The sequence below is a fragment of the Paenibacillus periandrae genome (assembly GCF_022458865.1).
GTDB classification, from domain to species: domain Bacteria; phylum Bacillota; class Bacilli; order Paenibacillales; family NBRC-103111; genus Paenibacillus_S; species Paenibacillus_S periandrae.
Window position 1 is genome coordinate 13063 of record NZ_JAJNMU010000045.1, and the last position, 24605, is coordinate 37667.

Genomic DNA, 24605 nt, shown 5'->3' on the forward strand with positions numbered 1-24605 from the left:
GCAACATGCTACAAGTGCAAGCATTGTCCAAAACGTTTCATCTGGCACTAAACGAAACGATGGAGGTATCCCCTTTAAGGAATCTATCATTTTCCGTTCCAAGCGGACAATTTCTCGGCATTGCCGGACCGAGCGGAATCGGGAAATCGTCCATATTGAAATGTATTTATCGCACCTATTTACCGTCTGCAGGGCACATCTGGTTTCAATCGCAAACGTTTGGCGACATCGATCTCGCCAGCGCGGACGAGCGCCAAATCAGCCGGCTGCGAAAGCTGGAAATTCGCTACGTGTCCCAATTTTTGCGCGTCATTCCACGGGTGGAAGCGATCGATATCGTTGCCGAGCGATTGCTGCTGAACGGAACGGACGCCGGCGAAGCACGCAGACAAGCCGGCGAGATGCTGGATATGCTGCGCGTTCCGCGTTCCTTATGGAAAGCATATCCCGCCACATTCAGCGGTGGAGAGCAGCAGCGCGTCAATCTAGCTCGAGCTTTGGTCGTTCCTTCTCGTTTGTTGATTTTGGACGAACCGACCGCTTCTCTCGATGGGGAATCCAAAAAGAACGTGGTGGCGCTGCTGGAGGATATGAAACGGAAGGGCACGACGATGATCGGCGTATTTCATGATGTCGATATCATGGAACAGCTTGCAGATACGATCCTGGATTTGGGAACCATGTGTCAAACCAACCGATAAATGAGGAGAATGATTATGACAAACGAACAACAACGAGAACTTGAAAATAACGCTAAACAAATCCACGAAAGGAACGAGATAAAGTCTATGTGGTCTCCCTTGCCATTCGACCTCAAGCGCCCCGTTGTGATCGCTCATCGTGGCTTGCCCGAAATTGCTCTTGAAAACACCAATCGCTCGTTCGAGCTCGCGATCGAAACGGGAACCGATACCGTCGAAACAGACGTGCATGTTACGGCTGACGGCCATGTCGTTTGTACCCATGACGATAATCTGCTCCGCGTAGCAGGCCGCAACGAACGTATTTGCGATCTGAAGTTGAGTGAGGCACTCGCGCTGTTTCCGGCGCTGCTTGAATACCGGAATTTCCTGTCGATGACGGGAAGTATGCCGGTAATGGTCGATACAAAGGGCGCGACGCCGGAGGCATTCCAGGTGATTGGAGATGCGACAGAACGCGCTGGATTCATGGATCGGATCATCTTCACGGCTTATAACTATGAGCTCGCGCGCGCGATCCGCAAAAGATTTCCTGACGTTGCCATTTCGATCCATGTCCCTGAGGGTCTTGATCCGTTGGACATAGCTGATGAAGTCAAGGCGAGCTGTATTCGTTTGCTGCCAACCGAGTACCTACCTGAGCTCATCGCGCGCATCCATGAGCGCGGTTATGCCACGATCGCCGTTGCAGCGCCTACGGCCAGCACGCGCACCTCGACGAATCCCGATGCGCTTCGCGCCATCGCCGATCTTGGAATCAGCGCTGTCATCACCGATCGATGTGATTGGGCGGTGAAAATCTTCAAGGAACTCGACAACGCATAAACGAGCTAGCTTGCGGTTTCACATTCGGATTGCAAGCGGCAGTACTCGTCTCACATTTCAAAGGAATGACCCGATTCGCGGAGGAGAAGTAAATGGCACTTATTGATTTGCACTGTCATACGAAGATCTCGGACAACTCATTTACAACCGAGGAAGTCATCCGGTTGGCCTCGAAGGCGGGCGTGACGCATCTAGCGATCACGAACCACGACACGACGATGGGCTTACAGGAAGCGATGGAACTGGGGGAGCGCCACGGCGTGGAAATCATCCCCGGAATCGAGATTTCGGCCTACGATTACAAACGTGGGCGACGTGCGCATTTTCTCGGCTTCTTTGTGGAGCCGGATCATCAGGCGATTGAAGAATTGTGTGCACCGCTGCGGGCGGCCCGGCATGAGGCGTGTCGGGAGATGGTCAAGCGCATTCGGAAAGCGGGATACGACATCGATTGGGAGCAGGTTGAGGCGTATGCGGAAGGCGGAACCGGCGTGTACAAGCAACATATTATGCATGCGCTGATCGACGGCGGCTACACCGACGCCATCTACAGCCCGCTGTACAAGCAACTGTTTGCACGCGGTGGAGACGGCAAGGAGCCTAGCATCGCCTATGTACCACTGACCTATGTGGATGCATTCGACGCGATCCGCACCATTCTTGCCGCGGGAGGTATTCCGGTACTTGCGCACCCTGGGCAGATGGATAACTACGACGCGGTACCGGAATGGGTAGAGGCCGGACTGATGGGCATTGAGGTTAGGCACCCGGATCATAGCCCGATGGATGAGGCTAGAGCTCGGGCGCTGGCTCATGAGTATGAGTTGATCATGACGGGCGGATCGGATTTTCATGGCTTCTATGGTGACAAGCAAAGTCCGCTGGGTTCGCAAAGCATGGGTATTCAAAGTATTGTAGCGATAAAAGAGAAAATGCGGTTGCGCAAATAATTTTCTGTTCCGAGTCATCAAAAGATTGCTTTTCGGCCAACAAGGCAATGGGCATCCAAACGAACAGATTGTGCAACTGGTTGTCCCACACAGAACCGGACACTGCCCTTAGGGTGGTGTCCGGTTTTATCGTGCGCCACGCATGGCGCGTAGCAAGGCGGTAAATGTGATGGTTTTCTTGGATGATTCCGTGAATACGAAACCCGCGGCGCACTTCACCCGCTATAAAACAAGCAAAGCTCGTCCGAACATAATGAACGGACAATTTAAGCAGTAAGACGCGGATATTATAATTTCAAAAGCCCGATTGTCAACAAATAGATTGACAGTCAGGCTTTTTCTTTTACTATGCTCACCAGAAAGGAAGTGAAGTAGATGTATCAGTTTATGAAAGATTTAGAGGTATTAAAATGCCCGCCACTCATCATCAAAGAACGGGAACTATCGGAGAATGAGAGTATCCGCAGGAAATTTGCTTTGGAGGAGACGGATATTCGCCCTGATTACGGAAAGGAATTTTTGGAACAGGGAATCGTCATTTTCCCCGTATATCGAGATGAACGCATGTTGCCCTTACAATATGGAGCGAAGTTTTGTGACTACCGCATGATTCATTATGGCGGGGGATTATGCGAAATTATACAGGAGTATGGCAAGCTCGAAGTGAATCCTCAAGACACACGCTATACGAAACAGGCGAGTAATTGCCCCAAACCCCGTTCGTTCTGGTTCTATTATGACAAAACGGAAGGGCGCTACAAGCATGAGAATAATGAAGCCCGGTGGAAGAATAGACTGGAGGAAATGAACATGGTTAAAGAAAGCTCGTTTATCCATGATTTGGTTTGGCGATTTTACGATTTCTACGATGAGTTTTGGATTATCCGCGTGGAGTTTAAAAAGCGCTACCACGTAGACCATATGCCGTCTCACTTGGACTTGCTCGACTATATGTATTATGTGGACTGTCAGCTTGAGGATGTAAAGGCGTATTTGTTGCTCTTGCAAATCTTTGGTGAATTGTCAGAGGAAGACTACAATATCGCCGCCATCATGATTGCCGAACTTGAACGGAAGATTGAGAACGCGCGGCATTATCTTCATCGGAAGGAATTGACGAGCACATTCGATGTGTGGGATGAGAAGCAACAAGGGAAGCCTGTCACGAAGTTTCATGCGATGGTCGAGCACCTTTTCAAACCTGCCTTCTTAATCAATCCTGTTGAAGAAAAGCAGCATCCCAATATCGGTCAAATTTATGCGCGGATTCAAACGACCAAGCATTATAGTAGTCCAGAAACGAACCGCGTTAAAATGAACGATACGATGAAAAGCACCCAACAAGCTTTTGCGGTGAAAGGCGCGACACAAATAACCTCCATTTTTGATTACAGCATTTACTATCTCAACGACTGAAATGCTGCCTTACAGAGCTTACGTCATACGCAGGCTCTTTTCCCATACGACGAGGAATGTGCGACGTAAAGTCAAAAGAAAAATTGGGGCGCTACCCCAAACCCCGTCCTCGCCGGAGGCAGGTGGTCTTTAGTCAAGACCACTGAATCAAGAGGATTTGGAGTAGGCGAGGGATTCAAGGGTCAAGATGAACTCGCTGCGCTCGCCCTTGATTCCCGTACCATGCCTGTTGTTTTCATCAAATGTTCATCACAGATTCACTTCTAATTTTATTCTTTGAAAGGAGGCAACCCAAATGGAGGAAGAAGTCATACTACAAGAATTGAAAGAATGTACTCGAATGTTCCACGAGCAAATCACTCAAGATGCTATTCGCCTATTGATGAATGACAATTTGGGGCTTCTCGGTTTATACATAACTAACCATGAGGGCAATGAACGTATCGAGTTATCGCCAATACTGATTGCTGAGGAAGCCACATACTTGAATATATACCCAATTAAATATGCCATTATTATCTCTTGTCATGAACTTGGTCATGCAAAAGATGCCAAATTCAAATACCGCGAAATGGAAGCATTTCGCTTGAAAAATGTAGATACGCTTCAAGCGAAGAAGCGTATCATCAAATTAAAAATTCAAAATGAAATCGCTGCTTGGAAAATGGCGCATACTTTTTGCCCTTATCAAGAGGAGTTAAAATATGCGGCGCGGCTCCATTTGAAGCAATGTATAAGGGATTGGCTTCTCAAAGGGAAGAGTCCGTGGTTGTAACAATATAAAGGGCTTCATTGGCAACAATGCAAAGAGGGCAAACAAACGGAGGGAAAACGGAATACAGACCATCCATGAGTATCAGCAACAAAGGAAAGCTAATACTTCGGATAAAATCCAATTATTAAGGGCTTTGCTCCTCAAATACCCGAAGGCTTCAAATTATCAGATTGCAGAATTGTTAGGTGTCACAGAGGGATACATTCGTAAACTGAAAAAACAATTGAATTAACGCGTTGCTTTTTACACCAAATTAGAATATTATCGAATTAGATATTTGTTAAATTAAATATTCATTAAACTGAATTTGGCGGTGAGTAATAACCATGCAACTGGATAAAGTGGTCAACTATCATAAAGCACTTGCAGACCCAACAAGAATCAGGATTTTAATATTGCTTGCAGAAGGAGAACTTAATGGTCAGGTTTTAGCAGAAAAACTAGGTGTCTCCCCTGCTACCATTACACATCACACTACAAAATTACGTGAGGCGAGCTTGATTAATGAGAGAAGGGATAAAAATACTATCTTTTTTTCTTTGAACCATTACTTCATAAAAAGTAATGCTACTGCCTCTGTGGATTTAATCTACAAAAACGCGAATATTTTAGGGGGTGCGGAAGGTATGGACGATAAGAACATGCGACTTAAGGAATCAGTTATTAAAAACTTCTTCACATCAAATGGGAAACTTAGGAACCTACCAGTGCAACTTAAGAAAAAGTTAATCGTATTAGAAAACCTTGTTTCCCGGTTAGAAAAAGGACGTAAATATACTGAAAAGGAAATCAACGAGTTCATCATGAATTTTCATGATGATTTCGCTACAATACGCAGAGAATTTATTATGCACCAATTCATGTTCAGAGAAAACCAAATCTACGAGTTAAATCCACCTGAAATGTGGGCAAGGTGGGATGTATTAACGTAAATTGAATTGATGTTTAACTGTAAAAACCGCTCTTACTAAACAATTGGATAAGGAAGGTGTACTACTTGATTAGCTTAATACCAGTGAGTAATCCTTTGTCCAGTGAAAACTTGGAGATCCAAAAAGCGATTATGAATTCACAACCCTTGTTCAACCGTTTAGTAGTTGGGAAGGAATTGCTAACTGTTGAAGATATCATCGAAGAAAACCAGAAGAATGTCGAATATGGCGAAAAGCTGTTTCACTTGAAGAAGGATAACGAACATGTTGGCTTAGTTACTTATCTCCCTCAAAATCCACATGATAATTGCACTTGGATTGGACTACTAATAATCCATAATGAGCATGAAAGGAATGGTATCGGGACGATTGCCATAGAGTTATTGGAAGAAAAACTAAAGGAACGCAAAATAAATAGAGTCAGGTTATGTGTTCAAAATGGGAACATTAAAGGGGCATCATTTTGGAATAAACATGGCTTTAATAAAATAAACAGTGGCTTTGACAATCACAAAAATCAAATCGATATCTATGAGAAAGTATTTCGATAGAAATCATTACATACTAAATTAAAGGAATGAAATGAATATGACCATAGTCGGAATATTAGGTTCAATGTATGGTATTGAGGGATACGATTGTACCATAGATTTATACGCCACCCTTATAACAGAATTTAACCCTGATGTCATTTGCGGTGAGGTACATCCAAACACATGGAATGTTTACTTGTCTGATAAAACTAAAAGAGGTTTCTGGGGAGAGGCGGAGGATATATACTATGACTGGATTTTCCCTTATTGCGAGGAGAATAGTGTAGTATTTTTACCAGTAGATTGGTTTGAGTTAGATGTTTGGAATGATTTTGACCCCTTTCTCAAATTCGAAGGAACACAGAGGGAAGCATTTCAGAACAAATTGGCGGATTGGTTTGAACAACAAAAAAGAGTATGGAATGCTACTCCTATTCCTTTCAATTCTAAGCAATATGACGACATTGCAAGACAAAAATACAAATGGCTGTACGATATCAATACTGAGTCGCAAATCTTTAGGTGGATTTGTAGAAACCAGATTATGGTGCAAAGAATCAGGAATACAATCAAAAGACATCCAGGACAACGGATTTTATGTATAGCCGGGGCAGACCATAATTATTGTTATTACGATGGATTAAAAGACTTAGAAGATATAACAATACAATACCCTTTAAAACAATAGATACCCGTCCGGGTAATTATTCTACGACTCATCATTGGAATTTGAACTGTTCTTGTTCCGATTTCAATGATGAGTACAGCAACCGAAGGGAGGTAGTTAATCACTTCGCGGAAAACAAACAATGACCGAGCGAGCAACTGCTTTCTCGGTCATTGTTTAGCAAACTAAACCTTAATATTGAAGACCTTTAAGTCCACCACTACTTCAACTCTCTGCTTTACCACTATCTGTGATACGGTTCTCCGCGCTTCTATAACGGAAAGCTTTAAGCAAAGAGGGGACGTCAAAAAGGTAACTTCGCGGTAACAATCCGGTAACAAAATGCCGATAATTAGCCGGATTTAATGATAACCAGAGATAATACAAAACGCCGAAAACCCAGACAGGACAAGGGTTCTGAGACTTTCCAATAACCAGAAATAACACGCGGCGGACACTGGCAGCGATGAGGTCAGGGGTTCGATTATCCCCCTAGGCTCCATAAAAAAACGTCATTACGAATAATAACGTAGTGGCGTTTTTTTATGTTCACCGGGGGAGCGAACAACTGAAAGGGGGGCGTCCCGCGCGGACGTAATGAAGGGAGTAAGCTTCGAAGTATAGGCATCGAGTGGAGGGAGGTAGCCTTTCAGACCAATGTTTGAACGTACATGGCTACCAACGTATTTATTAATTCATCCCTTTCTGCTTTCAGAGTGCCGGAATCGTCGCCGAAGCTGCAGATCAACATCACGTGCTGGAACAACTGTCCGTAGAACATTCGAGCCAGCAGCTTAAAATTCGCGTCCCGTATCACATGTCTGGCTGCCAAGTCCAACAGATAATTCGCCAAGTGCTCCTCCAAACGTTCCGGAATGGTCCGTACTATACTCGCGCAAGTGGGATTGTGCGGAACTTCCATGAGGCCGATTCGGATGAAATCGAGATTCTTCAAATGAATCTCCAGATAGTTCTGCGCCAGGAAAGTCAGATCTTCTCGCAATCGGCCGGTCAATCGGTGATTAACTTCGTCCGACAGGAGGGAAGTCGGAAATTTGGCGTTCAAAACCTCGCTGAATAAATTCTCTTTATTTCTAAAATGCCGGAATAACGTAACTTCATTCACTCCAGCTCTCCCGGCAATATCTCTCGTGGAAGCAGCCTCGTACCCTTTTTCGGAGAAAATAGCCAATGCCGTATCGATTATACGGTCTCTCGTACTGGATTTACTCAAAGTTGAAACACCTCTTTATTTTAGTTGACATCCTAATTATAATTATGTAGCATCATAAATGCAAGTGAACACTTACATTCATTTTTAGAACGATCTTTGAATTAAGGAGGCTGTATTCATGAATTTGATTACCGGAGTTTCGAGCGATGTAGGGCAGGAGGTTGCACAGCAATTACATGACAGGGGACACCGAATTCGAGTGGTGAGCCGGAATCCCGGCGATTCCTGGCCTGTAGACGTAGAAGTGATTGCCGGGGACTTGACCGATCCTGCGGTTATGAACAAGGCGTTGTTGGGAGTCAAAAAGGCTTTCCTAATCGCGGTTCCAGGCGACGAATCATTCCCGGAGGTTGCAAGGGCACTTGGCGTTAAGCATCTCATCTTTCTCTCTTCCAGTGCGGTGGAGCTTGGTGCAGATAACCCTATTACTCGCATGCATGCGCGTATGGAGGAGTTGATCCGACAATCCGGTATTCCTTCCACTATTTTGAGGTCGGGACCCTTCATGTCGAACGCGCTTCATTGGGCAGACACTATACGGTTTGGGGGAAGAGTCCGCGCGCCATACGGCAACGATGGGCTTGTTCCTATAGACCCCAGGGATATTGCCGCCGTAGTTGTAGAGTCGCTTGTATCCGCTGGTCATGAAGGTCGGATTTACACCTTGACCGGTCCTGAGCTCCTGACTCCCGCAGATCAGGTGCAGACGATCGCAGAGGTGCTTCAGCAGTCGATCGAGTTCGACAATATCACCGAGTCGGTGGCTAAGGAAGAAATGAAGCAGTATATGCCTGAGGAAAAGGTAGACTCCGTTCTCCGAGTTAGGAAAGCTGCAACCGCACAACGAATCATTCGAAATACGGTAATGGAAGTAACAGGGCAAGCGGCACGCACGTTCAGACAGTTCGTTAAGGACCACATCGATGCTTTCCGATAAAACGTGAGGACTCATCCGAGCAACTACAAGATTGTAAGTACGGCGTCAAGCCGATATACAAGATCACCACTCTGCCGTATGGACCAAAACCTGCTTTGAGACTTCTGCCCAACTAAGCAGGAGTCTTTTTATGTTTAATATTTAATTAAACGTAAATTAAAATTGGCTTTGGGTGTGTAATACCCCTAAGCGGAGAGCGCTTCGCAAGTAACGAAGAGGTCAGGGGTTCGAGTCCCCTATTTTCCACCAAACGTTTCCTTCAGAATGACAGAAATGTAGTTTCTATTTTTAGTTTAGAGCCTTGCATCACAAGTCGGTTTTTGCCAAAATTGCGTGTTATGCAGATTCGGAAAGGCATAAGCTACTTTACACACCCTACTCATGTTGAATGTTGTGTCGCTTATCAGGAAATAAATTATTAGAGCCGCATTTACCTATTAGACTAAGCTCAGGCGCTGTTGGCGCTTGGGCTTTTATTTACGCAGAAGTGTACACCACTAGCTGTTTACTTGATTCTTGAAAGTGATGTACTTTCCCGCTAAAGTATAAGGAAGCAGTTGGGAATTCCGGTTTATATTGCGTGAAATTGCTGTAACAGTTTTTCTATTTTATGCAAGACGAAATTTTGCGAAGGGGAGATACTGATGCTCGTTAGAGGTAGTGTAGATAAGTATGATAGAGAGACTTCTCAGCATATCGTTGCATACTTGGATATTTTGGGGATTGCAGCAAGGATGAAGCATGGGTACGAGGGACAAAAGCTTGCAATGAATAAGCTTCATAACCTGTATACTCATTCTATGGATAAGCGAACAGCTATGGATGGCTACAGTGATATTCAGTTCAAGATATTTTCCGACAACATTATTATTGTCAAGAAGCTGTCAGAACAGCCGGAGAAAAGACTGCTCGATATAAGAGCACTATTATTTTGTGTTTCAAATTTCCAATGCTTAGCGGTTACAGACAGTGTTGGATGGCTTGTTCGTGGAGGGATATCAATAGGAGAACTCTTTATCGATGAAACTATGGTATGTGATAACTTGTGTTTTTTGAATTATCTATATATTCAGCATTTCGGAGGTCAGTTCTTAAAAAATGGGATTGCTTCTTCCGGCCAAGCGCGGCGAATCACTTGAATTAGCTGTAGCTTCCTCCTTAAGGCCTTCAGTCAAAAATAGAGAAGAACTAATTTTCAATATCGCGCTCTCTTTCGATGAGGTTTACATTCGGTTTTTAAGTGCACGGTGCACCCATGAACAGATAGGAAAGAAGAACTGCACCCATCTGTTGCCGTAAAATGTAGCAAATCGGCTGTAACTTCCGTTCAGTATCCGTCAGTATGATCAAATTCAACCCCTATAATGTCATCGAACGGAATCCAGCGCCAACATTCATCGCCGCGTCCGTTTTCCCCAGTTCCAATACGTTTTCGGTGTGAATCGATTTCAATTACATATCCGGTTATGTTCTCGTTACCCTGCTCATTATAGATCGTAATCGTTACCGGCAATATTGAAGCGAGTGCTGACCGCAGGATCCCGTCGATAGTATGATGAACGTTGGCTACTCCGTATTTGCTTTAAAATCGTAGACTCAAGACGAAATAGACAAATCTTGGTGGGATTTAGACTTTAGCGACAGACAAATAGCCAGACGGGGGTAATCCGTTGGGCTTTTTTTTATTCTGAAATCATCTCATGCAGTTCTCAGCAAACTCTAATAAGTCGGTTGAATCGCTGGAGCTCGTACACTAACAAGCGCGCAGCGCTTCGCTTGGGCTGTCGCAGGAGGAAGAATTTAAACAAATTTTGGACGAATATAAAAAAGTGGCCCCACGCACTATCCGACCAGCCTCGTTAATAATTTGTCGATATTTGCAATAAGAATGACGATCATCACATTTAAAGGTAAAGAACGAAGTAAAGGGCATGTATTTAGAGTATGAGTACCCCTCCATGAAACATAGATGAATTGGAACCCTCAGTTCGGCAGGTCCGATCCATGTATTAGGCTTAACTAAGGAAGAGGCTATCATTCTTTCGAAGGAAATGCTTCAAAAGGTAGGTCTGATTGATAAAATGGATGCTTACCCTTCACAGCTTTCCGGAGGACAGAAGCAGCGTGTGGCTATTGCTCGCAGGAACTACATTTCCTGTAAGCGCGTGAACAAGAATGGTTTGCTCTTTTAACTCTGGATCATTAAATTGAATTTTTATTACGTAAACCAAAGGAATCCCTTTCCGTGTAGGAAGATAGTATTTGGTTGCTTCCGTGTGAGAGATACTGGATAAAGATTCAGCTAAGGATCCAAGGGCAATTCGTATGGCCTGATTTTCTGATACAGCTGCAATCATCGGCCTGTTAAAGAGTTTCTGGTTTAATTTAGGGTGTATCGTACCATAAATCTTGTGTGCAATACCCTTATGGTCAATCTCAACTACGAGCTCGTCACCCCAAACAGGCGTCTTAAAGAGCATGTGCTGAAAGCGAACGAACCTGTTATTTAATGTGGAATCCCCGATCTCTATTACTTTTAGATCGCGTTGAGCGTTACTGAGGCCATAGAGAGACTTTAAACGATTAATTGATTCATAGGCGATCCATATCAACGAATGGTGAGATGGCTGTGTAAATTGACCCCGAAGTAATGCCGGAGTCTGTGTTTCGTTATTCCATGAAACCTCAGTCAATTGACCATTGTTTTGAGCAAACTCTTGCAGTACCTTTTCAGCCATCGGCGGAATTTCATTTGCCAGAGACCTAAGCGTGAAATGGGTTGAAAATAATCCCAAAAAAAGCAGCAAGATCATGCTTCTTGAAAACCTATTGCGCATAACCGAATCCCCTTTGAAAGTTGCATGTTTCTATTATGGGAATATTTACAGGGGATATTCATGATTTGAGTTCATTTTCCTTTGTTTCTTATAATAAGCTCAAAAATATAAAGTACGATTAGCAGTGCAAAAAGAGATTGTGTAAATAAATAAACGGTTTGATTCGAATGTAAGAATGCAGTATTTATGATCCCTATCCCTAAAACTAGACAGGCCGTTCCTATTCTAAAATATTTGAGTATTTTTTAGCTCTATCCAGATCCTGCATTCGCGCTTCCTCCATGTACCGAAAAACTGACTATATTGTACCATAACTAAGTTATTGTTAAGATAGTCGTTTTCTTTACTTTGCTTCTAAAAACAGGTATAGTAAATGTATGTTCATAAGATCGGATTTTTGGAGGAGCCTGTCACCAAGGGCTCTTTTTGTGTTTTTATAGCCATTCATGCTGCTTTTGGCTATTTTGAAATAAATAACTGGGGGAAAATATGGAACAACAGGCAATTTGGGCAATTGGAATCTTCTTGATTATTTATGGAATTATCATTTCCGAGAAAATCCACCGTACGATCATAGCCATGGTCGGTGCTATCTTAATGATCGTTTTGGGTATTGTTAATCAAGAAACAGCACTGCATCACATTGATTTTAATACGCTTGGCTTGCTAATTGGTATGATGATTATTGTGGGGGTGACAGCTGAAACAGGACTCTTCAAATATGTAGCATTAAAAGCAGCCAAAACAGCAAAAGGAAAACCCGTTAAAATCATGGTAGCTCTGGTTATTATCACAGCAGTCAGCTCAGCATTTTTGGATAACGTCACAACCGTACTTCTTATGGTCCCTGTTACCCTGAGCATCACAAGGCAGCTGCGTATAAACCCGCTTCCCTTCCTTATTACTCAAATCATCGCGTCAAACGTAGGCGGGACGGCTACTTTGATAGGGGATCCACCCAACATTATGATAGGAAGCTCGGTAAAAGAGCTCACATTTATGGCATTTATTAATAACCTTGCTCCCATTGCGGTCATCATTATGTTGGCATACATACCTTTGTTTATCCTCTTATTTAGGAAACAGATCAGGTCTACACCGGAACTGCAGCAAAGTATTATGGAGATGGATGAAAGAGCGATGATTACAGATCCTAAGCTGCTTAGGAAATGTCTGATCGTTCTGGGTATAACCATTATCGGTTTTTTTCTGCATCAGAGCATTCATCTGGAATCAGCTACGGTTGCGTTAGCGGGTGCATTTCTGCTTCTACTGTTGACAGGTGAACGAATGCTTGAGCATGCTTTCCACAGTGTGGAGTGGACCACATTATTCTTCTTTGTGGGATTGTTCGTCCTTGTTTCCGGACTTGTGGAGACGGGTGTGATAGCCAGATTGGCTGCACAAGCCATTGAGTTAACGGGTGGCAATATGGTGGCAGCCTCTATGCTGATCCTTTGGTTAAGTGCGATTGCCTCTGCTTTTCTTGATAATATCCCTTTCGTTGCAACGATGATACCCATGATTCATGAGATGGGCAATATGGGAGTTACTCATCTGGAGCCTCTCTGGTGGAGTCTTGCTTTGGGCGCTTGTCTGGGTGGCAACGGTACATTGATTGGGGCCAGTGCCAACTTAATCGTTGCCGGATTGGCTGGTAAAGAAGGCTACCCCATTACCTTTGTCAAGTATCTGAAAGTCGGGTTTCCATTAATGATCCTTTCGATTGTGCTCTCCAGCTTTTATATTTATTTTAGATATTTGATGTAGCAAAGGAGACTCTAACCTATGTTAACCTATACGTACGATGACAAAGAGATCGAAATCAGTGAAGTAGCAAATGGTCAAGATATTGAATTTCACATACGTGTTGTTGGGGATAAGGTGTTGGATACGCGGATCAAGGAAATCCAACATGATTTTGAACATAATCATGTCATCACAGATGTTTTGTTCTATGCGTTTTTGAATCGTGAGTATCAATTCATTGTTAGACAGGATTACTATACGGATTTTATTCTTTCTCTCATGAAGCACCGTTTGATAATAAGTGTACAATGGACCTAAGCATTTCAAGCGCAACAGCAGCTTAAAGTAACTCATTACTTGAAAATCGAATAGCGAAAACCATGGAGGAGCCTGTCACCAGAGCATTGCGATTCAGCAGTTGTGGTATTACGGGCTTCTTTGCGTTTTTTTAACTATATATGCACATCCTACATTTAATTAGAAAGGTGGAACTTACATGCTTATTTTTCAATTAGCGATCATTTTACTGGCATCCAAAATCGCTGGAGATCTTAGTGTGAAACTGGGTCAGCCTTCTGTATTGGGTAAATTACTCATAGGTATAGTACTGGGACCTACGGTTCTGGGTGTTGTATCCAATACAGAAATGCTCCAAGAAATTAGTCAAATCGGTGTTGTTCTACTCATGTTTATTGCAGGGCTGGAAACGGACACAGAAGAGTTTAAACGCACGGGTAAAGCTTCGGCTTATGTGGGTATATCAGGCATTATTGTACCTTTTTCCTTGGGTTATTTAGCAGGGATCTGGTTAGAGCTTCCCCAGCTCCAGTCCGTATTTTTAGGGTTACTGCTGTCTGCAACAAGTGTCAGCATTTCCGTACAAGCACTTAAAGAAATGGGGAAGCTCAAATCAAGAGAAGGCACAACGATTTTGGGTGCTGCGGTTATCGATGATATTCTGGTCATCATTGTATTGGCATTTGTGATGAGCTTTGCTGGCGGAGATGTGAATTTGGGAGTTGTTGTACTCAAAAAAGTCATTTTTTTTGTTGTAGCCATATTTATAGCGTGGAAAATAGTCCCATGGTTATTAAATAAATTTGCCCCTTTGCGGGTTACTGAAGCCATTATTTCGGCAGGCTTGATCATTTGTTTTATGTATGCGTACCTGGCTGAGGTTGCTGGGGTTGCTGCCATCATAGGAGCCTATATCGCCGGGATTGCCATTAGTCTCACGAAATACAAGCACGAAGTATTCGAAAAGGTGGAGACGATTAGTTATTCGATTTTTGTTCCTGTATTCTTCACTTCAATTGGAGTGTCTGCTGAATTCATCGGGATTGGTAATCATATCGGTCTGATCGTGGGATTAAGCATGCTGGCGATACTTACCAAGCTCATCGGATCTGCCATTGGAGCCCGGTTATCTGGATTCGGTTGGAGGAACTCATTAGGAATCGGAGCTGCAATGGTTTCCCGCGGGGAAGTAGCTTTAATCATTGCGTCCATGGGGCTTGAAGCGAATTTGTTAAGTCAGGAGATGTTTGCCGTTATGGTTGTCGTTGTTTTGATAACCACTCTGGTAACACCGCCAATGATGAAGTTTATGTTTGGTAAAACGAGTATAAAGGGGCAGGAACTGCAGAGAAAGGAGTAGTTCTGTTTATTAAGGGAAAAACTGCTGCTGAACAGGTACAATCAGATAGGATACACGATGACTGCCTGTATACCGATAGGTTAAATACATGTTGATACGGAGGCTTATATGATTCATTATTGGCTTATTTTACTTGCTATTGCAGTAGCTATTGCTTATTTGGCAGATAAGATTAAACAACCTTATCCCACTCTTCTTGTCGTCGCAGGATTATTGCTGGGACTTATTCCGATTCCGGCATTACATGATTTGAAAGTATATGTAGCGTCGGATCAGGTGTTCCAAACAGCGGTTATTCTCATTTTTTTATCTGCCTTGATTGGTGACGCCGCACTCAAGCTTCATTTTCAAGAAGTTAGAGCAAATAAGAGGCCTATATTATTACTCTCTTTATTAGGAACACTGTTGACCTTTGTACTTATAGGAGGGCTATGCTACTGGTTGTTAGGTCTTTCCCTGCAAAAAGCATTAGTGTTTGGAGCCTTAATGGCAGCAACAGATCCTGTATCTGTTTTAAGTATATTCAAATCCATGGGATTAAATAAGAAACTATCGGTAATTGTGGAAGGAGAGAGTCTGGCTAACGACGGTGTTGCTGTTGTTTTATTTAAAATCGCTTTGGCGACCACAGCATTAAGTATGTCAGGCGTGACGAGCGGCACATTAGAATTTGGTAAAGTAGTTCTCGGTGGGATGATCATCGGTATCGTGGGCGGATTTATTGCCTCCAGAATCACTTCTAGAATTGATAACTACTTAGTAGAAATAGGTCTTTCTATTGTATTATTTTATGGGGTCTTTGAAGTTGCAGAGTTGTTTCACTTATCAGGTGTTATTTCTGTGGTTTTCGCAGGTCTTTTACTGGGAACCTACGGAAAAAATGTTGGCATGTCCGATATGACCCATGAGAAAATGGATTCCTTTTGGGAAACGATTGCTTTTATTGCCAATGCGTTGATTTTTCTGATGGTCGGTCTGGAAATATCAAATATCAACTTCGCAGATAAGTGGTTTGAGATCGGTGGCAGTATCCTCATCGTACTCATTTCAAGATTTATTGCAGTCTATGTAAGTCTAACGATGGACCGCGATATTCCAAGCGCATGGAAGCCTATCATTGCTTGGGGAGGTCTGAAAGGTTCACTGTCTATCGCTCTGATATTGGGTGTATCTCCTTCATTTGAAGGGCGCGATTTATTATTAGCCATGACTTTCAGCAATGTGGTGTTTTCTCTATTAGTCCAGGGTACTACACTGGGTAAATTGGTCTCAATATTAAGAGTTAAATAAATTTGATTCAGAATATTTTTTTAGCCACGATCTACTCTCTTACTTCACACCCCCGGTTTAATTTTGACAACATGTTTACAAAAGCATGAATATCGATTGTTATAGAAAAAACCATGACCACTAGCTGAGTAGCCATGGAGACGTTCAAGTATGATTTTATTTCACCAAATAAGTATCAATAAATGCTTTTGGCACATAGGTCATATCATCTATAATCGAAGGTGCAGACATGAGCATTTCGTCCATACCACCAACCTTAATGGTCTTGCTATCGATTTGAAGCACGAAGGTGTCACCCCTCGCCATCATATTATTCATCATTCCTTTGCCTTCCATCATCACCTTCGTTAAAGTAATGGACCGGGGTTCCCCATTCCAAGTTACTTTAAATCCGAGCGACTCGGCAATTTGACGGAGTGGAGCCAGTTCAGCACCATCCTTCATCATCGTTGTAACAGTGCTGTAATCATACTTTTTCATCATCATTGCCTCAGCACTAGCGAAACTCGGAATGGCTAATGTACAAGCTGCTAGTGAAATAACCATTGTTTTTTTCCATGTTTTCATAATTCGGTTCCTCCTTAGTGTTGGTCATGTATTTCTACAACTAAAGGTAGCGTGCGAATATTAAGAAAGACTAACAGAGATCTTACAAAAAACTTACAAAATATAGAGTATTCCTTATTAAATAAAGCTGCCCGGTAGCCCCCCATGCCGCGCTTCGCGGCATCACAGATGATGAAAATGGGGCTCGTTTTTGACGATATACTTCTTACGGCTGGCGAGGAAGGTCGTTCAGCTATGGTGTCGCGAACCCATCCGTTAGTCTGACTCCGACGACCACGGTGCACCACGGACTGTCGCACCCTTTAGGGGTAGCACGTAGGGTAGAATAACCCATTTGGTTGTTGCACCAGCCCGCAATTTCATTGCCGTAGAAAGGTGACTTTTAATGGAAGTACTCATTGAACGAGCATGCGGACTTGATGTTCACAAGAAGTCCATCACGGCCTGTATCGTTACACCGGACGGAAAGGAGATTAAAACGTTTCGTACTCACACGGTTTACCTGATGGAGCTAATCGACTGGATCAACGCGCGTGGTTGTAGCCATGTGGCTATGGAAAGTACAGGTGTTTTCTGGAAGCCAATCGTCAACCTGCTCGAGGCCGAGGATATCGAATTTCTTGTCGTCAATGCTCAGCACATAGCGCTTCGCGGTAACATGAGCGCCCATCAACGTCTCATGTTAAAAGCGATGCTGACTCACATCGATTTTCTTAATGAACAAATCGTGGATCTGGATACGGAGGTAGCCAAACGTCTAGACCCTTTTCAGGAGCAGTTGGATCGACTGGAAACCATCCCTGGGATCGCTCGTCGCACCGCTGAACAAATCCTTGCTGAAATCGGAACGGATGTAGGCGCCCGATTCCCAAGTGCAGCTCACCTTTGCTCATGGATCGGACTTGTTCCCAGACATAATGAAAGTGCCGGTAAACGCAAGCCTTCCAAGACTCGTAAGGGGAACAAGTATCTCCGAGCAGCTCTCACAGAAGCGGCCCAATCCATATGAGGGTCGGACAACTATCTTGGTGCCCAATACCGACGTATTGCAGCCCGTAAGGGAAGGCAACGTGCGGCCATCGCGGTTGCCCATTCGATGATGACGATCGCTTATTACCTGCTTACGCGTGGCGAGAATTACCGTGACTTGGGTTCCCAATTATTTTGAGACGAGGCAGCAAGAGATGATCGTTAAACAATCTGTGCGAAGGCTCGAAAACTTGGGCTTTACTGTTACAATATCCAACCCCGCTGCATCATGATACCACCACCCCATATTAGAATGTAGGCGCAGCTAAAAAAACACACACTAGCCGCGCTTAGTTTCGTGCTGCAATTTTTAGCTACTCAGTGCATTTGATTTTCAGGGTAGCTGAGTGAAGGGGTCGTTGGTTCAAGTTATTCTATACAAAAGAGGGCTCCTGAGATCAGGAAGCGTAAGCGTCAATAGCCCCTTATCCGGAATTCCGGATAAGGGGCTATTTGACGCTTACGTAGTAATTGAGGATACCGTACGCCGCTATGCGTTTCAGCATCTTCACCGTCGCGAGCCCTATGCCGCTCGTGCCGCCAATGATCACCGCCCGCTTCGCTTCGTACCGTTCCATGCGAACTCTCCTTGCGACGCCTAGCTGATTGTGAACTGTTTAGTACGATAAGACAAGTCGTCCCCGGAGACACTAAGACAAGTCGACGCCGGAGACCTTGACGACGGCTTGCCACGCGGCTTCCTGGTTGGCGCGATCGTGGAGGTGGGGCTCGAGCTGCACCTCGATTGGGCCTGAGAACTTCCCTTTGGCCGAGGCGAAGAATTGCCCTGAGACGTCGGTTCCGAACTCCGACGCCTGGATGTAGCGACTGGCCGCGGTCTCCGGCGTCTGGTTCATGCCGGGAATGAGGTTCACGATTGGGATAAATACATACTTCAACAGAGGGCTAGCGCTTCGCTTCACGTTGGTGGCGGTCGCCCCACCGGGCGATACAGCGTACACAGCCATGCCGGACGGCAGCCGGCGCGCCAACGCCGCGACCCACCAAGCGATGATCAGCTTCGCGTCGGCATACGCATTGTTGGGCACGTACTTCACGTTCGGCCCGTTGCGAATCAGGGCTTCAACAGCGGCGGTTCGGTCGCCTTGATGGTATTTGGCCGCGAAGGCGGGCAGGTCGGTGTATTTGAACATGGGCACGCCCCCTCGGGCAGGCTCCGCGCCGGCGATAACAATCCGCGCGTCGGGACTTAGCAAGTTGGCATTGAGCAACTCGACAGTCAGTTCATGATGACCAATGAGCGGGGCCTGAGATGCCTCGATGCCCGTCGCGGTAATCTCGCGCTGCTTGAAGGGAACCAGCCCCGCATTGAGCAGCAAGAAATCAACCGGCCGACCTCGTTTGACCAGCTCGGCGAGGGCGGATTGAACGCTGGTCGGTGCGTCCAGATCCAGCTCCAGCGGAGTGAAAACCTGTGTCTTGGTCTCAGCCGCGAGTTGAGCGGCCGCTTCTTGAACCCGGGCCAGGCTGCGCCCGGTGACGATGACCTGGCGGTAGCCCTCGATGGCGAGCTTGCGGGCTGCCGCATAACCGAGCCCGGAGGTGGCGCCTGTGACGAGTGCGATCGAATGTTCCATGTGTATTCTCCTTCTGAGGTTAGGGTTGCTTTGCTGATTTTGAACTGTGTGTGATGCAAAATGGACTACTTAGTCCATAGTAACATTAATGGACCCAATAGTCCAGTGCATGGTATAATACTGTTGAAAATCGTGCTATACTTTCAGGATAGGAGATTACTGCAACAAGAATGAGAAAGGAAGAGGGAAGAAAGCTTATGCCAAACAACGGGTCTTTAACTTCACGCGGGCAGAACAGTAGAGAGCGTATTCTGAATCAGGCAGCCCAACTTGTTTACGAAAAAGGCGTCCGGGGTACCAGTATGGACGATATGAGGGTCGCAGCTTCTGTCAGTAAAAGCCAGCTCTATCACTATTTTGCTAATAAGGAAGAATTGGTCCTGGCGGTTATTGAGCGGCAAACCGTCAATGTGCTGGGTGCGCAACTGCCTCTCCTGGAACATCTGGACACCTGGGAAAACCTGGAGAAATGGAGAACGACGATTATAGACTTAAAGGAAAGCAGCGAGAGCTTGGGAGGATGCCCGCTCGGTTCACTGGCTAGCGAACTAGCCGACCAGGACGAGACAGCCAGGGTGGCCCTGGTGCATTCTTTTGATGAATGGGAGCAGTACTTTATTGATGGATTTAGCAAGATGAAAGAGCGGGGTGATCTTCGGGCCGAGACTGACCCGGCTGAACTAGCTTGTGCAGTTATAACCAGTCTACAGGGAGGGCAGCTCTTAACCAAGACCCGCAAATCGACCCGTCCTTTCAAAATTGCCCTTCAAACGGCCTACGCTTATGTATTTTCATTTGCGACCAACCCGCAGGACGTGGAAATGGCAAAAAAGGGACGGAGCCAAGCTAACCCATAAAACGGTACTCTCTCAAGCGAGTTGCCAAAACCCTATAGTAATCGACAAAGGTTAGGTCTGTCCCGTTGTTTTAGCCCAAATTTAGGTGTCAGAACCTCTTAAAACTCCGATTGCGGCACCATAGTCAAACGTGAGAGTAAAGATGGCTTTTTTCATAATAGTGTCCGTTCTGTTACTTCCTTGTGAGCGCTTCTTTGTTCAAGTGTAAGACCATCTAGTAGCCTACGCAATTCACGAAAACTTATGCACATTGGTGCCTTATTCTCAACAAGTCATTGAAATCTTTCCCGTTCTGCGTTAACGGGAACGTTAGTTTAATGATACCAGCGGCAGTCTAAGACTTTATTTTTCAGTCTTGGTCCGCCGCTGTCTCATTTTAAAAATCAGTCTAAAACTTATTTTTCAAAAGCTGACGATTATCCAATTCAAAAGCAGGAAGCCCTCTTTTGTATACCGATGTCCCTGACTTCTTGCCACAACGAGAAGGTTACAGGGAGTTTATCAAAGGTTTATCAAAACAGAGTATTATTTGGTTAAAATTACTTATTTAAGAGTACATTAACATAATACGCAATCAAGGAAATGCCGATGGCTGAGTAATAGAAGCCCATCAATTACAATTGCCCAATCCGCTTATATGGTTGATTCGGGTGATACATTCTGTTTTGAATGAACAATTCAATTTATTTGATCAATAGGATATATTTATAAGTATACGTTGGTACGCTTGTTTACCCGGACTAATAGTCTGAATTCATATAATCTGGTTCGACAAAAAGAAGACGTACAAGCAGGAGGAACAAAGTTGAGACGACTCAATGTGTGTTTGATTTTAGGCATGCTGTTCCCAAGCGCTATATCGTGAATGTCGTGAAGAACTTGGAATAGAAGTTCAGAATGTGGTTTTAACGGGATTTTATTATCATAGTAGACTCAATGCACAAGTTGGAATATTTCGCTGTTCCATTCCAAATGATGAAGAAATAATACTTAGTTCTGAACATTCTGAATATAAATGGATGCATTTATCGGAATTAAGTGAGGTTCAACGAATAAGGGCATTAGACGCAATGGAGTATCAAGTACAAGTAGCAAGCCGCACTTTTTAACTGCCCAAATTTATCATCGCGCTAGGGGTAACGATAGTTCAACTCCGAAGGGCTGCCGCGCGATAGCCCCTTCGCTCAGCTAAGGGCAGTAGAGTGAAATAAAATCAAGTAAGGATTGTTCTTTTTTGGAGAGGGAACTGTAACTATGAATTATAATATTTTATCATTTGAAGATCTGTTGGAGCTTTGTAAACAAAAATACTTAGAGCTAAGGAGTCGAATCACTTACATATGGCAATATATCAAAAGAATTTATACTTTTCTCTTTACAAGTTTGGAGTAACTCAAAAAAGTCTAATCGATAAACTAGAGCTACGGAATGAGTATGAACTTTATAGAAACCTACAAAAGAAATCAGCCGACTGATTCGCGATTTTCTATAGTTTCGGTCCGGATTACATTCCCCTTAACATTAGCTCAGTCCAACTCTGCGCGAGTGAACAGATCGTGAATAAGCACCTCATCCTCACAGGCAGATTTGAACGCCCATGCGAACTGTTCTACAGCGGCTCCATTACTCGAGTGGGCACAGAACATATCTGCTTCCGGGTCAAAATGAATCGTGTTCGCGAGCTCCGGCATCCGCTCATTCAAAAACACCGCCGCCAGTGAAGCCCAATCGTAACCGTTGCCTTCGAACCCCTCCTCCGCCCGGGTGTCGAATAGCTCGGTCAAATAGCTACCGACCGTCAGAATGACAGATTTGCCGCCATTATTCTGTTCCACGAGGATAAAGGGGGCCACATCCTTTGTTTCTCCTGCAGCTGCCAGTGCCTGTGCAGCTTCCGCTGAAAGCTTTGCTATCACCGCACTGCGTGCCTCGTCCGTGAAGCGGAGGACTCCGTTCTCCTGAACGATAAGGCCTTCCCCGATCCGCCCATCCAGCCAATCGCTGATGAAGCCGGGAGCGTACCCTCCTTGGCCGAATTCGCCGCCGAAAGCGATCATTTGATCATAGGTATCCAGATACTGCTGACGGCTGGTAATCGGGTAAGCATTGGTGTATAGCCAGAACTGCACATCGTACATGAGATGAGACCGCTCATCCGCATGAAATGAGAAATGGCTCTTCTCCTGGACGATCCGGGTACAGACGCTGCGTATTTTGGACTCCAGCCCTTCCACCTCAGAGGCCTGACCGCAGAGTTCCGTGAGCAGTGGAGAGAATTTTCCTTCAGCCACTTTGCGAAGATCGTTCTCTTTATCTTCTTCAGAAGTGTCGTAATCCTCATCATTCACCAGACCGCGGATGAACGTCTCGAAGTCCGGTGCCAAGAATGTTATCTCGTAATCATCTTCCTGATCGACATGGATGACTTCAGGTTCGCCGTCCTTCCCACAGTGACGGTAATCCAGCATCACGACATCGTGCCCTGCCGAAGGGCAGTCACAGATTACCACGCCGATATCCGGATAGCCCCACTCTTCGATCATGAACGGACTTCCGAGATCACCGCAGATAGAGTAGCTTTTGTCGCGTCCGATCCCCATAATTCCCGTTATAGCAATATGATCCTCAGCCCAAGAGGTAGCTTCATCTGTCGGAAAGGATGTATGATGGGGAACGCCCCCGTTCTGATGCTTCATCAGAGCGATATAGGCTGCTGGTAGCTTGTAGCCGAGTTCTTCTTCTACAGAAGAAATCAGCTCATCCGTAGGTGGGTCAGAGACATATTGTTCTCTGGCATAGCTACTGTCTTCCCAGAAACTGTCGAGATCCATACCTTCAAAAGGGATCGCTCCCGGGCCTTTCTGTTGTTTACTGAGTCTGAACCGGGATTCAGCCTTTTGTTGTTTTTGCCATTTGCTATGGCTCCAGTCTAGCAATCTAGCTGAATGCTGATCGCCAGGATCCAGCTCCAGCGCGGTGCTTAGCACACTTGCCGCTTCCTCATACCGCTTAATATAATAATAGGAATAGCCTACGCGAAAATACCACAACGGATCATTTTTTCCCTGCTCAGCAATAAAAGCAAACTGTTCCAGTGCTTTTTCATACAAACCCAGATTGTTATAAGCCCGACCCATGCTGCTGATCATGTCATAATCCCTATCCTCTGGAGGAATCTTCATCAGAGTGTCTACGATCTGCTGGTGTTCATTATCTTCGTGCCATTTCATTATCTGTGCGCTTAGCTCTTGTTCCATCGTTGCCGCCTGCCTCCCAAGTGAAAATATGATTTTTTCTATTTTACCAGAGAGAAGGCTGAATGGAAATGTTTACCGTCATTACGCGCAGAACCTCCAGGGCATAGCTCTGGTGGTTTCAGCATTATCGGTTCTATCTGTCCTGAGTGCCCTAAAAAAGGCGGGTATTATTCATATTTGATTCAGCTAACGAAGAAGTACGACAAGTTCTGCTATAAGCACCACATAGTGCGAAAAGCAGGAGATTACACGAGTAATCTCAACTTTACGACCGAGGATGGGAATGACGGAACCAAGTATCCTGAAACCATCCCGCCAATACTCCTGCGTGTGTCATGTTTAACAGAACATGAGGTGTGAAGTACAGGTAGATTCGACAGAACGAAGGCTAGAGCCATTTCGAGAAAAAAAAGGTATGTCAATGGATATGTCGCGCGGCTGAGAAACTGGATATGGTGAGAATGCTCGCACAGAAGCGAACTGACGAACTTCCGAATGTACAGGTCTAAAGTTAGAGCATATGGAAACATATGTACCATCATACGATGGGGTGAGTGGCGTAAAGTAAAACTTTCTTCTATGAAATACGCTATGCCGAACTATGGCGGCATCGATCTCACAGGCTTAGAGGGAGCACCTAAGTCCAGAAAAGATAGCTAGGCTGTAAGGGACTTGGAAAGCAAGGGACGCTGCAAGAAGGGCTGTTACCCGAAACGGTTGCTATAAGGCACTGGCCGAAATGCATTTATCCTTGTGAGGGTAGGGGCACGACTGACGAAGCCTCTGTAATTGAG

Annotated in this window: 21 protein-coding genes and 3 pseudogenes; 18 read left to right on the plus strand and 6 right to left on the minus strand. The window is 44.9% G+C overall.

Features of this window, described 5'->3' with window-relative positions; genetic code table 11:
• The first annotated feature begins 5 nt into the window (after positions 1-5).
• The 8 genes from phnL (at position 6) to LRL21_RS42305 (ending at position 6820) form a co-directional block, all read left to right on the plus strand.
• Positions 6-701 (plus strand): phosphonate C-P lyase system protein PhnL, encoded by a 696-nt coding sequence (gene phnL, locus LRL21_RS42270; protein ID WP_240421764.1) that lies wholly within the window; start codon positions 6-8, stop codon positions 699-701.
• A gap of 15 nt (positions 702-716) precedes the next feature.
• Positions 717-1526, plus strand: a complete 810-nt coding sequence (locus LRL21_RS42275) for a glycerophosphodiester phosphodiesterase (protein WP_240421765.1) — start codon at positions 717-719, stop codon at positions 1524-1526.
• Positions 1527-1618: 92 nt separating this feature from the next.
• Positions 1619-2476, plus strand: a complete 858-nt coding sequence (locus LRL21_RS42280) for a PHP domain-containing protein (protein WP_240421766.1) — start codon at positions 1619-1621, stop codon at positions 2474-2476.
• Between the two features lie 387 nt (positions 2477-2863).
• Positions 2864-3892 (plus strand): hypothetical protein, encoded by a 1029-nt coding sequence (locus tag LRL21_RS42285; RefSeq protein ID WP_240421767.1) that lies wholly within the window; start codon positions 2864-2866, stop codon positions 3890-3892.
• 295 nt (positions 3893-4187) lie between these two features.
• Positions 4188-4667 (plus strand): hypothetical protein, encoded by a 480-nt coding sequence (locus LRL21_RS42290; protein ID WP_240421768.1) that lies wholly within the window; start codon positions 4188-4190, stop codon positions 4665-4667.
• 326 nt (positions 4668-4993) lie between these two features.
• Positions 4994-5599 carry a DUF2087 domain-containing protein gene (locus LRL21_RS42295; RefSeq protein WP_240421769.1) on the plus strand — a complete coding sequence of 202 codons (606 nt, stop codon included), beginning with the start codon at positions 4994-4996 and terminating at the stop codon, positions 5597-5599.
• A gap of 65 nt (positions 5600-5664) precedes the next feature.
• On the plus strand, positions 5665-6150 hold the full coding sequence (locus LRL21_RS42300) for a GNAT family N-acetyltransferase (RefSeq protein ID WP_240421770.1): 486 nt from the start codon (positions 5665-5667) through the stop codon (positions 6148-6150).
• A 64-nt stretch (positions 6151-6214) separates the two neighbouring features.
• Positions 6215-6820, plus strand: coding sequence for a hypothetical protein (locus LRL21_RS42305; RefSeq protein WP_240421771.1), 606 nt, complete (start codon positions 6215-6217; stop codon positions 6818-6820).
• 628 nt (positions 6821-7448) lie between these two features.
• Here the strand turns inward: LRL21_RS42305 and LRL21_RS42310 are convergent.
• Positions 7449-8033, minus strand: a complete 585-nt coding sequence (locus LRL21_RS42310; protein WP_240421772.1) for a TetR/AcrR family transcriptional regulator — start codon at positions 8031-8033, stop codon at positions 7449-7451.
• A 118-nt stretch (positions 8034-8151) separates the two neighbouring features.
• On the opposite strand from LRL21_RS42310, the gene LRL21_RS42315 reads away from it, so the two are divergent.
• Positions 8152-8970, plus strand: a complete 819-nt coding sequence (locus LRL21_RS42315; RefSeq protein WP_240421773.1) for an SDR family oxidoreductase — start codon at positions 8152-8154, stop codon at positions 8968-8970.
• A gap of 716 nt (positions 8971-9686) precedes the next feature.
• A complete protein-coding gene (locus LRL21_RS42320) occupies positions 9687-10109 on the plus strand; it encodes a hypothetical protein (RefSeq protein WP_240421774.1) in 423 nt (140 codons plus the stop codon).
• Positions 10110-10297: 188 nt separating this feature from the next.
• Here LRL21_RS42320 and LRL21_RS42325 read toward each other — a convergent pair whose 3' ends face one another.
• Complete coding sequence (locus tag LRL21_RS42325; protein WP_338044771.1) at positions 10298-10519, minus strand: YolD-like family protein; 222 nt, start codon at positions 10517-10519, stop codon at positions 10298-10300.
• 505 nt (positions 10520-11024) lie between these two features.
• Between LRL21_RS42325 and glnQ the strand changes: the two are divergent.
• The 5 genes and pseudogenes from glnQ to LRL21_RS42355 form a co-directional block, all read left to right on the plus strand.
• A pseudogene (glnQ, locus tag LRL21_RS42330) lies at positions 11025-11111 on the plus strand (glutamine ABC transporter ATP-binding protein GlnQ); the annotation flags it as partial.
• A gap of 1185 nt (positions 11112-12296) precedes the next feature.
• A complete protein-coding gene (locus LRL21_RS42340; RefSeq protein ID WP_240421777.1) occupies positions 12297-13577 on the plus strand; it encodes an ArsB/NhaD family transporter in 1281 nt (426 codons plus the stop codon).
• Between the two features lie 18 nt (positions 13578-13595).
• A complete protein-coding gene (locus LRL21_RS42345) occupies positions 13596-13874 on the plus strand; it encodes a hypothetical protein (RefSeq protein WP_240421778.1) in 279 nt (92 codons plus the stop codon).
• Between the two features lie 178 nt (positions 13875-14052).
• The gene (locus LRL21_RS42350; protein WP_240421779.1) at positions 14053-15213 is read left to right on the plus strand and encodes a cation:proton antiporter; all 1161 of its coding nucleotides are present in this window, start codon (positions 14053-14055) and stop codon (positions 15211-15213) included.
• 108 nt (positions 15214-15321) lie between these two features.
• Positions 15322-16503, plus strand: a complete 1182-nt coding sequence (locus LRL21_RS42355; protein WP_240421780.1) for a cation:proton antiporter — start codon at positions 15322-15324, stop codon at positions 16501-16503.
• Between the two features lie 156 nt (positions 16504-16659).
• Here LRL21_RS42355 and LRL21_RS42360 read toward each other — a convergent pair whose 3' ends face one another.
• Positions 16660-17070: a copper amine oxidase N-terminal domain-containing protein gene (locus tag LRL21_RS42360; protein WP_240421781.1), complete on the minus strand. Its 411-nt coding sequence runs from the start codon at positions 17068-17070 to the stop codon at positions 16660-16662.
• A 385-nt stretch (positions 17071-17455) separates the two neighbouring features.
• Here LRL21_RS42360 and LRL21_RS42365 point away from each other — a divergent pair.
• Positions 17456-18332: pseudogene (locus LRL21_RS42365) on the plus strand (IS110 family transposase).
• A gap of 216 nt (positions 18333-18548) precedes the next feature.
• Here the strand turns inward: LRL21_RS42365 and LRL21_RS45955 are convergent.
• Both LRL21_RS45955 and LRL21_RS42370 read right to left on the minus strand, forming a co-directional pair.
• A complete protein-coding gene (locus LRL21_RS45955; RefSeq protein WP_275901171.1) occupies positions 18549-18677 on the minus strand; it encodes a hypothetical protein in 129 nt (42 codons plus the stop codon).
• Positions 18678-18749: 72 nt separating this feature from the next.
• Complete coding sequence (locus tag LRL21_RS42370) at positions 18750-19697, minus strand: SDR family NAD(P)-dependent oxidoreductase (protein WP_240421782.1); 948 nt, start codon at positions 19695-19697, stop codon at positions 18750-18752.
• 197 nt (positions 19698-19894) lie between these two features.
• On the opposite strand from LRL21_RS42370, the gene LRL21_RS42375 reads away from it, so the two are divergent.
• The gene (locus tag LRL21_RS42375; RefSeq protein ID WP_240421783.1) at positions 19895-20554 is read left to right on the plus strand and encodes a TetR/AcrR family transcriptional regulator; all 660 of its coding nucleotides are present in this window, start codon (positions 19895-19897) and stop codon (positions 20552-20554) included.
• Positions 20555-21414: 860 nt separating this feature from the next.
• Positions 21415-21663, plus strand: a pseudogene (locus LRL21_RS42380) (NUDIX domain-containing protein); the annotation flags it as partial.
• A 417-nt stretch (positions 21664-22080) separates the two neighbouring features.
• Here LRL21_RS42380 and LRL21_RS42385 read toward each other — a convergent pair.
• Positions 22081-23784 (minus strand): Imm51 family immunity protein, encoded by a 1704-nt coding sequence (locus LRL21_RS42385; RefSeq protein ID WP_240421785.1) that lies wholly within the window; start codon positions 23782-23784, stop codon positions 22081-22083.
• Positions 23785-24605 lie beyond the last annotated feature (821 nt).

Excerpts from the sequence above, each read along its gene's own strand:
- phnL (WP_240421764.1), top strand. The coding sequence starts at position 6 with ATGCTACAAGTGCAAGCATTGTCCAAAACGTTTCATCTGGCACTAAAC.
- LRL21_RS42275 (WP_240421765.1), top strand. The coding sequence starts at position 717 with ATGACAAACGAACAACAACGAGAACTTGAAAATAACGCTAAACAAATC.
- LRL21_RS42280 (WP_240421766.1), top strand. The coding sequence starts at position 1,619 with ATGGCACTTATTGATTTGCACTGTCATACGAAGATCTCGGACAACTCA.
- LRL21_RS42285 (WP_240421767.1), top strand. The coding sequence starts at position 2,864 with ATGAAAGATTTAGAGGTATTAAAATGCCCGCCACTCATCATCAAAGAA.
- LRL21_RS42290 (WP_240421768.1), top strand. The coding sequence starts at position 4,188 with ATGGAGGAAGAAGTCATACTACAAGAATTGAAAGAATGTACTCGAATG.
- LRL21_RS42295 (WP_240421769.1), top strand. The coding sequence starts at position 4,994 with ATGCAACTGGATAAAGTGGTCAACTATCATAAAGCACTTGCAGACCCA.
- LRL21_RS42305 (WP_240421771.1), top strand. The coding sequence starts at position 6,215 with ATGTATGGTATTGAGGGATACGATTGTACCATAGATTTATACGCCACC.
- LRL21_RS42315 (WP_240421773.1), top strand. The coding sequence starts at position 8,152 with ATGAATTTGATTACCGGAGTTTCGAGCGATGTAGGGCAGGAGGTTGCA.
- LRL21_RS42340 (WP_240421777.1), top strand. The coding sequence starts at position 12,297 with ATGGAACAACAGGCAATTTGGGCAATTGGAATCTTCTTGATTATTTAT.
- LRL21_RS42345 (WP_240421778.1), top strand. The coding sequence starts at position 13,596 with ATGTTAACCTATACGTACGATGACAAAGAGATCGAAATCAGTGAAGTA.
- LRL21_RS42350 (WP_240421779.1), top strand. The coding sequence starts at position 14,053 with ATGCTTATTTTTCAATTAGCGATCATTTTACTGGCATCCAAAATCGCT.
- LRL21_RS42355 (WP_240421780.1), top strand. The coding sequence starts at position 15,322 with ATGATTCATTATTGGCTTATTTTACTTGCTATTGCAGTAGCTATTGCT.
- LRL21_RS42360 (WP_240421781.1), bottom strand. The coding sequence starts at position 17,070 with ATGAAAACATGGAAAAAAACAATGGTTATTTCACTAGCAGCTTGTACA.
- LRL21_RS45955 (WP_275901171.1), bottom strand. The coding sequence starts at position 18,677 with ATGGAACGGTACGAAGCGAAGCGGGCGGTGATCATTGGCGGCACGAGC.
- LRL21_RS42370 (WP_240421782.1), bottom strand. The coding sequence starts at position 19,697 with ATGGAACATTCGATCGCACTCGTCACAGGCGCCACCTCCGGGCTCGGT.
- LRL21_RS42375 (WP_240421783.1), top strand. The coding sequence starts at position 19,895 with ATGCCAAACAACGGGTCTTTAACTTCACGCGGGCAGAACAGTAGAGAG.
- LRL21_RS42385 (WP_240421785.1), bottom strand. The coding sequence starts at position 23,784 with ATGAAATGGCACGAAGATAATGAACACCAGCAGATCGTAGACACTCTG.